The sequence below is a fragment of the Enterococcus sp. AZ129 genome (assembly GCF_051714505.1).
In the GTDB taxonomy this organism is placed as follows: domain Bacteria; phylum Bacillota; class Bacilli; order Lactobacillales; family Enterococcaceae; genus Enterococcus; species Enterococcus faecalis.
This window is the reverse complement of the sequence record NZ_JBIORY010000001.1, coordinates 2,425,001-2,439,519: the sequence shown is the minus strand read 5'-3', so window position 1 is coordinate 2,439,519 and position 14,519 is coordinate 2,425,001. Positions and strand designations below refer to the sequence as shown.

The 14,519-nt window shown below is 38.2% G+C and carries 14 protein-coding genes and 1 rRNA gene (1 of these 15 cut by a window edge); 12 read left to right on the top strand and 3 right to left on the bottom strand.

Translation table 11 applies throughout. From position 1 onward, the window contains the following. Positions 1-74 precede the first annotated feature (74 nt). From IGJ90_RS12030 to IGJ90_RS12005, 6 genes are all read left to right on the top strand, one after another. A complete protein-coding gene (locus tag IGJ90_RS12030) occupies positions 75-1,208 on the top strand; it encodes an ABC transporter ATP-binding protein (RefSeq protein ID WP_002385276.1) in 1,134 nt (377 codons plus the stop codon). After that, positions 1,208-2,083 (top strand): carbohydrate ABC transporter permease, encoded by an 876-nt coding sequence (locus IGJ90_RS12025; RefSeq protein WP_002355143.1) that lies wholly within the window; start codon positions 1,208-1,210, stop codon positions 2,081-2,083. Before IGJ90_RS12030 ends, IGJ90_RS12025 begins: the two co-directional genes overlap by 1 nt. Before the next feature lie 4 nt (positions 2,084-2,087). Then, positions 2,088-2,906: a carbohydrate ABC transporter permease gene (locus IGJ90_RS12020; RefSeq protein ID WP_002355144.1), complete on the top strand. Its 819-nt coding sequence runs from the start codon at positions 2,088-2,090 to the stop codon at positions 2,904-2,906. Beyond that, positions 2,890-4,179, top strand: coding sequence for an MBL fold metallo-hydrolase (locus IGJ90_RS12015; RefSeq protein WP_002367311.1), 1,290 nt, complete (start codon positions 2,890-2,892; stop codon positions 4,177-4,179). Before IGJ90_RS12020 ends, IGJ90_RS12015 begins: the two co-directional genes overlap by 17 nt. Positions 4,180-4,202: 23 nt before the next feature. Beyond that, entirely contained in the window at positions 4,203-5,483 is a 1,281-nt protein-coding gene (locus IGJ90_RS12010; RefSeq protein ID WP_002359172.1) for an extracellular solute-binding protein, read from the top strand. Between the two features lie 97 nt (positions 5,484-5,580). Further along, positions 5,581-7,134, top strand: coding sequence for a bifunctional metallophosphatase/5'-nucleotidase (locus IGJ90_RS12005; protein WP_252654258.1), 1,554 nt, complete (start codon positions 5,581-5,583; stop codon positions 7,132-7,134). Positions 7,135-7,198: 64 nt separating this feature from the next. Here the strand turns inward: IGJ90_RS12005 and IGJ90_RS12000 are convergent, their stop codons facing one another. Both IGJ90_RS12000 and IGJ90_RS11995 read right to left on the bottom strand, forming a co-directional pair. Beyond that, complete coding sequence (locus IGJ90_RS12000; protein WP_252654259.1) at positions 7,199-8,161, bottom strand: phosphoglycerate dehydrogenase; 963 nt, start codon at positions 8,159-8,161, stop codon at positions 7,199-7,201. A 148-nt stretch (positions 8,162-8,309) separates the two neighbouring features. Further along, positions 8,310-9,320: an NAD(P)/FAD-dependent oxidoreductase gene (locus IGJ90_RS11995; protein WP_002367309.1), complete on the bottom strand. Its 1,011-nt coding sequence runs from the start codon at positions 9,318-9,320 to the stop codon at positions 8,310-8,312. 204 nt (positions 9,321-9,524) lie between these two features. On the opposite strand from IGJ90_RS11995, the gene IGJ90_RS11990 reads away from it, so the two are divergent. Together IGJ90_RS11990 and IGJ90_RS11985 are read left to right on the top strand one after the other, a co-directional pair. After that, positions 9,525-10,115 (top strand): peptidylprolyl isomerase, encoded by a 591-nt coding sequence (locus IGJ90_RS11990; protein WP_002361120.1) that lies wholly within the window; start codon positions 9,525-9,527, stop codon positions 10,113-10,115. Positions 10,116-10,279: 164 nt separating this feature from the next. After that, positions 10,280-10,486, top strand: coding sequence for a DUF3955 domain-containing protein (locus IGJ90_RS11985; RefSeq protein WP_002355151.1), 207 nt, complete (start codon positions 10,280-10,282; stop codon positions 10,484-10,486). Between the two features lie 33 nt (positions 10,487-10,519). On the opposite strand, the gene IGJ90_RS11980 is transcribed toward IGJ90_RS11985, so the two are convergent. Beyond that, positions 10,520-11,686: a MalY/PatB family protein gene (locus tag IGJ90_RS11980; RefSeq protein ID WP_002367308.1), complete on the bottom strand. Its 1,167-nt coding sequence runs from the start codon at positions 11,684-11,686 to the stop codon at positions 10,520-10,522. A gap of 183 nt (positions 11,687-11,869) precedes the next feature. Between IGJ90_RS11980 and IGJ90_RS11975 the strand changes: the two genes are divergently transcribed. From IGJ90_RS11975 to IGJ90_RS11960, 4 genes are all read left to right on the top strand, one after another. After that, positions 11,870-12,238: a CvfD/Ygs/GSP13 family RNA-binding post-transcriptional regulator gene (locus tag IGJ90_RS11975; RefSeq protein ID WP_002365178.1), complete on the top strand. Its 369-nt coding sequence runs from the start codon at positions 11,870-11,872 to the stop codon at positions 12,236-12,238. A gap of 64 nt (positions 12,239-12,302) precedes the next feature. Continuing rightward, positions 12,303-12,674 carry a hypothetical protein gene (locus IGJ90_RS11970; RefSeq protein WP_002385270.1) on the top strand — a complete coding sequence of 124 codons (372 nt, stop codon included), beginning with the start codon at positions 12,303-12,305 and terminating at the stop codon, positions 12,672-12,674. Continuing rightward, positions 12,658-12,906, top strand: coding sequence for a hypothetical protein (locus IGJ90_RS11965; protein WP_025186685.1), 249 nt, complete (start codon positions 12,658-12,660; stop codon positions 12,904-12,906). The genes IGJ90_RS11970 and IGJ90_RS11965 overlap by 17 nt, the downstream gene beginning before the upstream one ends. A gap of 433 nt (positions 12,907-13,339) precedes the next feature. After that, positions 13,340-14,519: ribosomal RNA gene (locus IGJ90_RS11960) — 16S ribosomal RNA — on the top strand; it runs 381 nt beyond the window's last position.

The following is a 14,519-nucleotide window of genomic DNA, read 5'->3' as shown; positions in this document are numbered from 1 at the left end:
AACAACATTTTTTACATAAAAAATACATTAACTTTACCTATTTTTATCTTAATGAAACAGCTTTGCTCTCGCGGTTGCAAGAAATAAATGTTAAAATCAAAAGGTATGCTATTAAATGTTTTTTTGGAGGTTGGGTCATGATAGAAGTTATCGACTTGAAAAAAGTATTCGATAATGGGTTTGAAGCGTTAAAATCGGTCAATTTTACGATTGAGCAAGGGGACTTGGTTTGTTTGTTAGGACCAAGTGGGTGTGGGAAATCCACAATTTTAAACTTAATTGCAGGTTTATTACATCCAAGTGATGGAGATATTCAGTTTCGACAGCAATCGGTTGTCAAAACAGCACCAAAAGATCGGAACATCGGGTTCGTTTTTCAAAACTATGCCTTATATCCACATATGACTGTTCTAGAAAACGTAATGTTTCCTTTGACGGTAGGAAGTAAGAAAGTTCCCAAGGCAGAGGCACAAGCTATTGCCGAAGAATATATGAAACTAACGAATATTGAAGAGTTAAGCCATAAAAAGCCAGGCACACTTTCTGGTGGTCAACAACAGCGTGTTGCGATTACCCGGGCGTTAGTTCAAAAACCAGATGTTTTATTATTAGATGAGCCTTTAAGTAACTTGGATGCACGTTTGCGTTTGAAAATTCGTGAAGAAATCCGCCGCTTGGTGAAAGAAGTAGGCATTACAACAATCTTTGTAACGCACGACCAAGAGGAAGCGCTATCAATCAGTGATAAAATTATTTTATTAAACGAAGGGGTTATTCAACAAAATGATGAACCTCAAAACCTTTACTTAGAACCAAATAACTTATTTGTTGCTCAGTTCATAGGTAACCCAATTATTAATTTATTGTCTGTTGAAGTGAAAGACGGCAAAATGTACCATGAAAGTTTTGAAATTCCGCTTGAGCGTTTTGAGCAAGCACGCTTTAAAATGCCAATGACTGACGGGAAATATACGTTTGCTTCTCGTCCAGAAGATGTGGTACCAACTGAAACAGGTCTCTTTACCACAACGACAGATTTAGTGGAATTGATTGGTCGAGAACGTATTTTACGATTTACATTAGGAAATGAACAAGTGAAATCAATTGTAAGTGTAGAAGAAGCGATTGAAGAAGGAGACACTTTATCTTTTGATTTTTCATATAAAAAAGTATTTATCTTTAACGAAGCGGGAGACCGGGTTTACTAATGAAAAAATACAATCCAGAAAATCAACCAAAAGCATGGCTCTTCCTTCTGCCATCATTAGGAATCATTTTACTGTTTAGCGTTTATCCGCTGTTTCGTTCTTTGTGGATGAGCTTCCAAAAAGGTTCCTTAATTAACCAACGCTACGCTGGTTTAGAAAATTATCAACGTGTATTGAATGATCCAATCTTCTATAAAGCGTTAAAAAATACAGCGCTCTATGCATTTGCTGTGGTACCGATTGCCTTGATAATTTCCCTAGCAATTGCTTGGATTATCTTTGAAAAAGTTAAACATAAGAGTTTCTTTGAAACGATTTTCTTTATGCCTTATGTAACGAGTACGATTGCCATTGGGATTGTCTTCCGTTACTTCTTTAATGGCGATTATGGAATTGTCAATTACGTCTTAGGATTTTTCGGTATTCCTTCTGTCAACTGGCTAGATAATGTTCAAATGAGTATGCCAACATTGATTATTTTTGGGGTTTGGACGAGTTTAGCATTTAATATTATTATTTTGTTGGCGGGCTTGAGAAATATTGATGAAGAACACTTTAAAATAGCGAAAATGTTTGGTGCCTCAGACGGCGAAATTTTCCGACGTATTACGTTTCCGCAGCTAGTCCCGACCATTGCCTTTTTATTAACGGTCAATTTAATTGGCGCCTTTAAAGTTTATACACAAGTTTATGCTTTATTCGGTGGTCGTGCGGGGATTGCCAACAGTGCCACAACCGCAGTGTACTATATTTATGACAAATTCCACATTGCAGGGCGTCCCGGAATTGCGATGGCCGCCACAGTGATTTTATTTGTGATTATTTTAGTGGTCACTTTCTTACAAAATAAACTCTTAAAGAAAGTGGGGCAATAAGCCAATGAAAAAAGTTTTAACGATTATCGCATTTGTTTTCTTAGGCATTTTAGCCGTTATTACGTTATTTCCATTTGTCTATATGATTTTAGCTGGTTTAATGAGTTACTCTGAAGCGACCAGCATGCCGCCAACCATGTTTCCAAAACAACCACAATGGCAAAACTACACAGAGGTCTTTCAAAAAGCACCCTTTCTTCGGTATTTCTTGAACACAGTCTTTGTTTCAGGTGTTACAACGATTGCTACGGTAGTCACCGCCGTGTTAGCTTCATTCGCGTTAACGAGTTTGAAGTTCCGTTTTAAAAATGTGGTCATTGCTTTGATGATTTCGTTGTTAATGGTTCCGTATGAATCTATTATTTTTACCAATTATCAAACGATTGCGCAATTAGGTTTGTTAAATACTTACAGCGCCTTAATTATTCCATTTTTAACTAGTATTTTTTATATTTACTATTTAAACGGTTATTTAAAAGGTATTCCTGATACTTTTTACAAGGCTGCCAAGATTGATGGCGCTAGTGATTTAGAATATATTTGGCGTATTTTAGTACCAATGTCAAAACCAGCGTTGGTAACAGTAGGGATTTTAACATTTATTTCTAGTTGGAATTCTTTCTTGTGGCCATTGTTGGTGACGAACGAGAAAAAATACCGTCTATTGAATAATGGACTATCGGCCTTTGCGACAGAGAGCGGTAGTGACGTACATTTACAAATGGCTGCTGCAACATTAACCGTTATTCCAATTTTAATTATTTACTTGATTTTCAGAAAAGAAATTATCAGAGGAGTTGCAAAAAATGGAATCAAAGGCTAAAACAACTGTGACTTTTCACAGTGGCATTTTAACAATTGGAGGAACCGTGATTGAAGTGGCGTATAAAGATGCCCATATCTTCTTTGATTTTGGTACAGAATTTCGACCAGAATTAGATTTGCCCGATGATCACATTGAAACCTTAATTAATAACCGTTTAGTGCCAGAATTAAAAGACTTATATGATCCACGTTTAGGTTATGAATATCATGGTGCAGAAGACAAAGAGTATCAACACACAGCTGTTTTCTTATCTCATGCCCACTTAGATCATTCACGCATGATTAATTATTTAGACCCAGCTGTTCCGTTGTACACCCTAAAAGAAACGAAAATGATTCTAAATAGTTTAAATCGAAAAGGTGATTTTTTGATTCCATCACCGTTTGAAGAAAAGAATTTTACCCGAGAAATGATTGGTCTTAATAAAAACGATGTGATTAAAGTTGGCGAAATTTCAGTGGAAATCGTACCTGTTGATCATGATGCGTACGGTGCTTCGGCATTACTGATTCGCACGCCTGACCATTTCATCACATACACAGGTGATTTGCGCTTACATGGCCATAATCGTGAAGAGACTTTAGCTTTTTGTGAAAAAGCCAAACATACTGAATTATTAATGATGGAAGGCGTAAGCATTAGCTTCCCAGAACGTGAACCAGATCCAGCCCAAATAGCGGTTGTCAGTGAAGAAGATCTTGTTCAGCACTTGGTTCGTTTAGAACTAGAAAACCCGAATCGACAAATTACCTTTAATGGTTATCCAGCAAACGTAGAACGTTTTGCTAAGATTATTGAAAAGTCACCACGTACAGTCGTTTTAGAAGCAAATATGGCTGCGTTGTTACTTGAAGTATTTGGAATAGAAGTTCGTTATTATTATGCTGAATCTGGTAAAATACCAGAATTGAATCCAGCGTTAGAAATCCCGTATGACACGTTACTAAAGGACAAAACAGACTATTTGTGGCAAGTTGTGAACCAGTTTGACAACCTCCAAGAAGGTAGTTTATACATTCACAGTGATGCACAACCGTTAGGGGACTTTGATCCACAGTATCGCGTGTTTTTAGATTTGTTGGCTAATAAAGACATTACTTTTGTCCGTTTAGCTTGTTCAGGACATGCAATTCCAGAAGATCTGGATAAAATTATTGCATTGATTGAACCTCAAGTATTGGTTCCAATCCATACGTTAAAACCAGAAAAACTGGAAAACCCGTATGGTGAAAGAATATTGCCAGAACGTGGCGAGCAAATTGTTTTATAAATTTTTTTAAGGGAGAGAAAAAAATGAAGTTCAAAACTCTAGCAACAACAGTGTTAGCAACCGCAGCTATTTTCGCATTGGGGGCTTGTGGTAACGGTAATGGGGCCAAAGAATCAAACGATATTGTGAAAGAAGTGAAGGAAGATACGACAATCACTTTCTGGCATGCAATGAATGGGGTTCAAGAAGAAGCGTTAACAAAATTAACGAAAGACTTCATGAAAGAAAATCCAAAAATTAAAGTGGAATTACAAAATCAATCTGCTTACCCTGATTTACAAGCCAAAATCAATTCGACTTTAACTTCACCAAAAGATTTACCAACAATTACGCAAGCGTACCCAGGCTGGTTATGGAATGCTGCACAAGATGAAATGTTAGTGGACTTAAAACCATATATGGATGATGACACAATCGGCTGGAAAGATGCAGAACCAATTCGTGAAGTATTGTTAGACGGCGCCAAAATCGACGGCAAACAATACGGCATTCCATTTAATAAATCGACAGAAATGTTATTTTATAATGCTGATTTGTTGAAAGAATATGGTGTTGAAGTACCGAAAACATTAGAGGAATTAAAAGAAGCTTCTAAAACAATTTACGAAAAATCCAACAAAGAAGTCGTTGGTGCTGGTTTTGACTCGTTAAATAACTATTACGCAATTGGAATGAAAAACAAAGGCGTTGATTTTAATAAAGACTTAGATTTAACAAGCAAAGATTCACAAGAAGTCGTGGACTATTACCGTGATGGTATCGAAGCAGGTTACTTCCGCACAGCTGGTTCAGATAAATATTTATCTGGCCCATTTGCAAACAAAAAGGTAGCAATGTTTGTCGGTAGTATTGCTGGTGCTGGTTTTGTTCAAAAAGATGCTGAAGCTGGTGGCTATGAATACGGTGTTGCACCACGTCCTGAAAAAATCAACTTACAACAAGGAACAGATATTTATATGTTCGATAGTGCTACGCCAGAACAACGGACAGCGGCATTTGAATTCATGAAATTCTTAGCAACGCCTGATTCACAATTGTACTGGGCACAACAAACAGGTTATATGCCAATTTTAGAATCTGTTTTACACAGTGATGAGTACAAAAATTCTAAGACAACCAAAGTACCTGCACAACTTGAAAACGCAGTAAAAGATTTATTCGCTATCCCAGTAGAAGAAAATGCTGACTCAGCCTATAATGAAATGCGGACAATTATGGAAAGTATTTTTGCTTCATCAAATAAAGACACGAAAAAATTATTGAAAGATGCAACATCACAATTTGAACAAGCATGGAACCAATAATCAATAAATAAACAGACGTGGGAGGTTGGGATCTGAGTCGTTATGGCTCGTGTTCTAACCTTCCTGTTCTTTTGGGCGGAAGAAGGAGAGAAACAAAATGCAAATAAAAATTTTAGCAACAAGTGATATGCATGGGTATATTATGCCGACAAGTTATAGTGAAAAAAAGATGGATTTGCCTTTTGGAACCGCAAAAGCAGCAACCATGCTGAAAAAGTTACGGGCGTCTGCCAAAGGACCAGTTTTTCAAATTGAAAATGGGGATTTTATTCAAGGTTCGCCGCTTAGTTACTACGTAAGAAAAGCAGAAACACATTCAGTGGAAGCCATCACTAAAATCATTAATCAAATGAATTATGATGTTAGCATTTTAGGCAACCATGAATTTAATTACGGTTTAGATTATTTAAAGGAAACTATTGCCAGTTATCAACAGCCAGTTTTAGCTGCCAATATTCTTGGTAAAGATGGACAACCTTATTTCGGTCAGCCGTATGTCATCATAGAAAAACAAGGGGTTAAAGTAGCCATCCTTGGCGTGACGACCCAATATATTCCTCATTGGGAACAGCCGGCAACAGTCAAAGATTTAACGTTTAAAAGTGTCGTTGAAACAGCGGCGGAATACGTGCCAAAACTGCGGGAAGAAGCAGACCTAGTTGTTGTCGCTTACCATGGCGGTTTTGAAAAAGATTTAGAAACAGGGGAACCCACGGAATTACTAACAGGAGAAAATGAAGGCTACGATTTATTGGAAAAAGTTCCTGGGATTGATGCCTTAGTCACGGGTCACCAACATCGAGAAATTGCTACAAAACTGAATGGAATACCTGTGATTCAACCAGGTTTTCGAGGAGCTTTTGTTGGAGAAATTACTTTAGAAATTGAACCTATGGCTAAAGGCTATCGCGTTATTGAAAGTGACGCAGCTATTCATCCTGTTGGAAACGAACAACCAGATGCAGAAGTTTTAGCTTTGACAACAGCGTTACATGACGAGGTAGAAGAGTGGCTTGATCAACCAGTGGGAAATGTGGAAGGGGATATGACGATTCAAAATCCGAATGCCGTACGCCTCAAAGAACATCCATATATAGAATTTATTAATAACGTCCAAATGGCTTCAAGCGGAACGGATATTTCAGGGACTGCACTTTTTAACAATGAAGGCAAAGGGTTTAATAACCAAATTACGATGCGCGATATCATTACCAACTATATTTATCCAAATACCTTGGCTGTATTGCGTGTCACTGGACAAGACCTCCGTGAAGCGTTAGAACAAAGCGCTACTTATTTTGTGTTAGAAAAAGGCCAACCAATTTTTAACCCGAAATATGTCGATCCAAAACCACAATACTATAATTATGATATGTATGAAGGCATTGAGTATACGCTTGATTTAAGACAACCGTTTGGTGAAAGAGTGACGAAACTTAATTATCATGGCAAAGCAGTGCAAGCAGAAGATGTTTTGGAAATCGTGACAAATCAATACCGTGCAGTCGGTGGCGGAAACTATCAAATGTTCCAACCTGAAAAAATTATTCGAGAAATCCAAATTGATATGACGGAACTGATTGCAGAATATTTAAAAAAACATCCAATCATTCAAGCGTCGACAAATGATAACTTCAAGGTTATCTGGTAAAAAATAGCAAAAAAAGCCTTCAACCATGCAATTACTTGAAAGATGGTTGAAGGCCTTTTTTGAGTTAATAGCCTTTTTTTAAGGAAACTTGGTTTTTGACGAGGGTCTGATCCGTCACAAATTGATTTAAGTTTGGAATAAAAATCGCCAGTAATTTTGATTTGAACTTCGGTGTCATGCCAGAAATATGAGGTGTTAATAAAACATTCTGCATCTCCCATAAAGGGCTATCTTCGGGAAGAGGTTCTTCTTCAAAGACATCTAAGGCAGCAAAAGCAATGGTTTTATTGTTTAAGGCAGTTATCAAATCGTTCGTTGCTACTGAGGCGCCGCGACCAACATTTACGAAAATTGTTTCAGGAGCCATTTTTTCAAAAAGTGCCTGATTGTATAAATGTTTTGTTGTTTCAGTCAAAGGAAGAATGTTCACAACAATGGACATTTCATGGATAATTTTACTCATATTCTTCTGTGAATAGCATTCAATGAAGCCTTTCGTCACATGTCCAGAGGTATTCACGCCATAAACTTGAAGATTTAAACCTTTAGCAAATTTAGCTAATTGTTGTCCGATTTGCCCAGTGCCTACGATTAACATTTTTTGCCCAGAAAGTTGTTGATAGGAAGGGGCTGTTTGATTCCATGTGTGTTGCATTTGTTGTTGGATACTTTCTTGCAGTCCGCGGGTATGTGCTAATAAAACGCCTAAAACATGTTCTGAGATAGAAACACTATGGATTCCGCTACCATTAGACAACAGAATGCCTTTTTCTCTTAATTTATCAAAATCCATATAATCAGCACCAGCAGAAATGAGCTGAATCCATTTTAGGTGACTAGTATCAGAGGCTAATAAACGCGGACCAATTTCTTTATGCCAGCCTAACATAATTTCGATTGCCTCTTCTTCAGCAGAGGATAAATGATCGGTAGATGTTTTAACTAGATAATTGGGCGCCACAGCTTTCACTTGTTCCAGTTGTTCTTCGTTGAATACTTCATTTAAATAAATAATTGGTTGGTTCATCTTTCTTCCTCCTAGCACTTTTTATTGTATCAAAAATAAATTTAAAAGAGAAAAAGAAAGGCTTTTCAGTAAAGCAGAAAGCCAAGGACAAAAATCCGATTTAGATTTTTGTCCTTGGCTTAAAAACTGCTAAAGTCCAGTGCTAACCTTATTTAGGTACGCCGTTTTCAAATAAACTTGTACTATGAACTGGTTGACGTCGAGCATCGGGCCGTAAGTAATGTAAAGCATTATTTACGGCAGTAGGTGCCTCACCAAAGCCTGTAGCGATTAATTTCACTTTTCCCTCATAGGAACAGATATCCCCTACAGCGTATACACCAGGAATGTTAGTTGACATATCGGAATGAACATTAATAGCATTTCTAGAAACGTCTAATCCCCATTCTTTGAGGTGTGTTAAAGAAGAAGTGAAGCCATAATTGATAATTAAATCATCCAGATGGAGATCCAATGTTTGGTCACCTTTTGTCTCCGTTAATTGGATGCCTGTGAACGTTTCGTTTTCCTTTAAAATATCACTAATGATATAAGGAGTTCTGATAGAAACGCTAGATTTTTCCAGTTGTTCCACGCTATGTTCGTGGCCGCGAAATTGTGGGCGACGATGGATAATAGATACTTCTTCTGCAACGTTTTCTAGCATTAAAGCCCAGTCAATTGCGGAATCGCCGCCACCAGCAATCGCAACTTTTTTGCCAGCGAATTTTTTCATGTCAGTCACATAATAATGGATTGACTCACCTTCAAAGGCTTCAACATTTTCGATAGCTAAACGTCGAGGTTGGAAAGCACCGTTACCAATCGCAAAGATAACCGTTTTAGAATAATGTGTGCCTTTAGTTGTGTCTAAGCGCAAAAGTCCATCTGCTTCCTGTGCAAGGTGTGTGACCTCTTCTTCCAAGCAAACATCGTGCTGAAATGGCTGCATCTGTTTTTCCAAATTGGCAATTAACTCACCGGCTTTAATAGCAGGGAATCCAGGAATATCATAAATATATTTTTCGGGATACAGCATTGTTAGCTGACCACCTAATTGCGGCAGGCTATCAATGATTTTCGTTTTCGCTTTACGAATTCCCGCATAAAAAGCGGCAAATAATCCAACAGGACCGCCGCCGATAATTGTTAAATCATAAATATCTTTTTCATCAGACATTTGAAAATTCCTCCTAATTCATTTAGGGTTGAGACAACTATTGATCGTTTTGCGAACACTTCACAAAATAGCACGGCTTTTCGAAAAAAGCAAGTTTGGCTAACGAATCAAAGCATTCTTTAATCATTGGAAAAAGATCATAGCAATTTTCAGCATTTTTCGATATGATGGAACTATAAAATAATTATCTAGGAGGACATTCTCATGTCACAATTTCCACAATTAGATTTAGAAAATGCTAAAGGCCCAAAAGCGGTCATTAAAACAAACCGCGGCGACATCACTGTTCAATTATTCCCAGAACAAGCGCCTAAAACGGTTGAAAATTTTGTTGAATTAGCGAAAAAGGGCTACTATGATGGCGTTATTTTCCATCGTGTGATTCCTGATTTTATGATTCAAGGCGGTGACCCAACCGGAACAGGAATGGGCGGCGAAAGTATTTATGGAGAAGCATTTGAGGATGAATTTTCTCGGGATGTTTTCAATTTGCGTGGCGCATTGTCAATGGCAAATGCTGGTCCTAACACAAATGGCAGCCAATTCTTTGTTGTTACTAATCAAAATGTTCCAGCTCAAATGATGAGTCAGTTAGAAGATGCTGGTTTTCCAGAAGAAATTATTGAAGCTTACAAACAAGGCGGAACACCTTGGTTAGACTTCCGTCATACTGTTTTTGGTCATGTTGTTGATGGTATGGATGTAGTGGATGAAATTGGTGGAGTCCAACGGGATGCCCAAGACCGTCCAACATTTGACGTCGTGATGGACACAGTTGAAATCATTGGTGAATAAGTTTAATCAATTGAAAAAGAGAGTATCAACGAGGGACAAATTCGTTGGTACTCTTTATTTTTTTCTTAAAACGACTAACTTTTTTTTAAAAGCATCCAAATCGCTTCTTTTAATGAAGTCTTTATAGGATACTGAGTTAAAGAATAGAAGGAGAGGAAGCAAATTTGTTAGAAAAATACAGATATCCAATGGCCTTGGCTTTGTTTGCGGTAATACTCCCATTTATAGGAACGTTTTTTACGTATGTAGATCAGCAAGGAATCGTTCATGAACCAGGATTTTATACAATCATAATTGGAGAAATTTTGCTTCTATTTTCAGGTATCTGGTTCGTCAGAGTTTATTTAGCTAAACGCAAAAGAAAGAATTAAAAACAGCTGTCCTAAAAACTAGGACAGCTGTTTTTAATTAAAGGCTTTTTTGATACGTAAAAGGCCTTCTTCGAGAGTTTCTTTTGAACAAGCTAAGTTTAAACGCATGTGTTGAGAACCTTGGGGACCAAAACTAATTCCTGGATTTAAAACCACTTTCCCCTTATGAATTAAGGTATCGCGAAGTTCCCGATCCGTTAGCGAATAAGAACTAAAGTCTAACCATAAAAGATAGGTTCCTTCAGGCTCCATTACACGAACGCTAGGCAGCTCTTCACGGAAAAAGGAAAGGGCAAAATCAATATTTTCTTTTAAATAATCCAGTAACGCCGTTAGCCATTCTTCCCCTGTTTGATAGGCAGCTGCCGTTCCCACGTAGCCAAAAGTATTGATACCGCCTTGATGATTTTTGTCTTGTAAAGATACGAAAGATTGCCGTAGTTTTTCATTAGGAATGAACAGCATTGAATTTTTAATCCCCGCTAAATTAAAGGTTTTCGTTGCCGCGGTTAAGGTAACAGTGAATTCCTTAAATGCTTCATCAGCGACAGTGAAGGAAGTGAAGGTATGCGGTTTGAAAATCAAATCCTGATGGATTTCATCGCTAACTACAGTTACTTGGTGTTTTTGGCACAAACGGCCAATTGCTAGCAATTCTTCTTTTGTCCAAACACGTCCACCAGGATTATGGGGATTACAAAAAAGTAACAGTTTCACCTTTTCTTCGATTATCTGTTGTTCCATTTTAACCAAATCAACTTCATAATGTCCGTTAACTTCTAGTAAAGAATGGCGCACAAGTCTACGCTCATTTTGTTTTACCAAATCTGCAAAAGGGGGGTAGACTGGATCACAAATCATGACAGAATCAGCAGGTGCTGTATACGCTTGAACGGCTGTGGCCAAACTGGGTACCACGCCACTATTAAACAAAATTTCTTCTTTTTCAACAATCAATTGATGGTGTTGCCGTTGCCAATCTTGAATTGCTTGATACAGTTCATTAGGTGCCACCGCATATCCTAGAATGCCCTGTTCAATAACTTGTGACAAGGCATCAAGAATAGGCTGATGTACTTTGAAATCCATATCAGCAACCCATAAAGGTAGTAAATCTTTTTCGTGGTAACTCGTTTCAACGGTGTCCCATTTAACACAATTCGTGTGGCGACGCTCAATGGTTTCATTAAAATTAAACATAAGATAACTCCTTTTCTTCTATATAAAGTCTTACTTCCTATAGTATAGTAGATTTTGCTTAAAAGATGAAACAATAGTTTTAACAACTAGGGAAGAAATAATGCACAAACGTTGAAAAAATGCTATTATTTTAAATGAGTAGAAACGGAAAAAGAAATTTATCGTATGAAAAGAGGAAATTTGATGAAGTACAAAATTGGTATGGTACTTTCTGGCACAATTACCGGACTTCAACCATATGGCGCATTTGTTTCTTTAGACGAAGAAACACAAGGACTGATTCATGTTTCGGAAGTACAAGCTGGCTTTACCAAAAATATCCATGGACTCTTAACCGTTGGACAAAAAGTAACCGTTCAAGTTATTGATGTTGATGAATATTCTCAAAAGATTAGCTTATCTTTACGAACCCTTGAAGACAAAGTTCATTCAGTGAACCATCGACGCAAAAAATATTTTACAGATAAGAATAAAAAAATTGGCTTTGCAACCTTAGACAAAGAACTTCCAGAATGGATTGATGAAGCAATGGATAAGTTGCTTGAAAAATAATTCTGTATTTTTTCAGAAAGTGTGTTACAATTTCTTTTGTTAGTGAATCTAAAAATTAATTGAGGTGGATGTCGTGTCTAACAAAAAAGTCGCTGGAACAATCATACTGAACTTAAACGATGGTAGTAAAAAATTTTTGATGCATCCAATAGGTGAAGCGATTGAGTTTGCGATGGCAAAAGTTTCTGATGAGATGACGGGTTTAGCTAGTATGCTACAATGGTTCAAAGAAGAGGTTCAATTGGACGTTACTTCAATTAGCTTAGTAGAATTAACTAACGCGCATATCAATAAAGAAAATGTTCCGCTGTTTGTCTTCGAGATGGATGAACAAGCACTTAAAAATGAAATGGATAAAGACTATACATGGGTAGCACCTGCAGAATTAAAAACGATTTGGTCAAAATATCATATTGAAGGTGTCCCAATGTTTTAAACAAAAAAGAAAGAATCTGTCGATAATTGAACAGATTCTTTCTTTTTTTATGTTGGACGTAAAAAAGTTAATCGAACTATTTCAAATATATGATTCAAATTGTTCGATTTTTAATAAGGAATTAAACTGTTTTGATAGACAATTAGGATTTAAAAAGTTTAAAAACGAAATAATTGAAAAGAATGAAAACAGATTGAAAACTTCTTTTAATTTTTTTGAAAAAAAGTGTTGACCAAACATCAAAATCTTGATATATTATTACATGTCGCAAGGCGAGTCACACAGCTGAGCGATTCAGAAATCAATAATTAAATAACAATTCTTGATTTCAAATCTCTCGAAAAAAGTTTGAAAAAACAACAAAAAAGTTGTTGACAAATAACAAGCGAGATGATAAGATATAGAAGTTGTCACAACAGACAACAACAACCGAGCAAAACAACTTAAAAAACTTTTTTAAAAAAGTTCTTGACATTCAAACGAAAGTTTGTTATGATATAAAAGTTGCTGCGAGGTAACGTAGACCTTTGAAAACTGAACAAAGAATAGACGAACCAAATGTGTAGGGCGTCTTGATTCAATTCAAGACAACAAACATTTTTAACAAGCAAGCAATATGCTAGCAAACAAATTGAGCTTAACAATCGCAAGATTGTTCTAACTTTTATTATGAGAGTTTGATCCTGGCTCAGGACGAACGCTGGCGGCGTGCCTAATACATGCAAGTCGAACGCTTCTTTCCTCCCGAGTGCTTGCACTCAATTGGAAAGAGGAGTGGCGGACGGGTGAGTAACACGTGGGTAACCTACCCATCAGAGGGGGATAACACTTGGAAACAGGTGCTAATACCGCATAACAGTTTATGCCGCATGGCATAAGAGTGAAAGGCGCTTTCGGGTGTCGCTGATGGATGGACCCGCGGTGCATTAGCTAGTTGGTGAGGTAACGGCTCACCAAGGCCACGATGCATAGCCGACCTGAGAGGGTGATCGGCCACACTGGGACTGAGACACGGCCCAGACTCCTACGGGAGGCAGCAGTAGGGAATCTTCGGCAATGGACGAAAGTCTGACCGAGCAACGCCGCGTGAGTGAAGAAGGTTTTCGGATCGTAAAACTCTGTTGTTAGAGAAGAACAAGGACGTTAGTAACTGAACGTCCCCTGACGGTATCTAACCAGAAAGCCACGGCTAACTACGTGCCAGCAGCCGCGGTAATACGTAGGTGGCAAGCGTTGTCCGGATTTATTGGGCGTAAAGCGAGCGCAGGCGGTTTCTTAAGTCTGATGTGAAAGCCCCCGGCTCAACCGGGGAGGGTCATTGGAAACTGGGAGACTTGAGTGCAGAAGAGGAGAGTGGAATTCCATGTGTAGCGGTGAAATGCGTAGATATATGGAGGAACACCAGTGGCGAAGGCGGCTCTCTGGTCTGTAACTGACGCTGAGGCTCGAAAGCGTGGGGAGCAAACAGGATTAGATACCCTGGTAGTCCACGCCGTAAACGATGAGTGCTAAGTGTTGGAGGGTTTCCGCCCTTCAGTGCTGCAGCAAACGCATTAAGCACTCCGCCTGGGGAGTACGACCGCAAGGTTGAAACTCAAAGGAATTGACGGGGGCCCGCACAAGCGGTGGAGCATGTGGTTTAATTCGAAGCAACGCGAAGAACCTTACCAGGTCTTGACATCCTTTGACCACTCTAGAGATAGAGCTTTCCCTTCGGGGACAAAGTGACAGGTGGTGCATGGTTGTCGTCAGCTCGTGTCGTGAGATGTTGGGTTAAGTCCCGCAACGAGCGCAACCCTTATTGTTAGTTGCCATCATTTAGTTGGGCACTCTAGCGAGACTGCC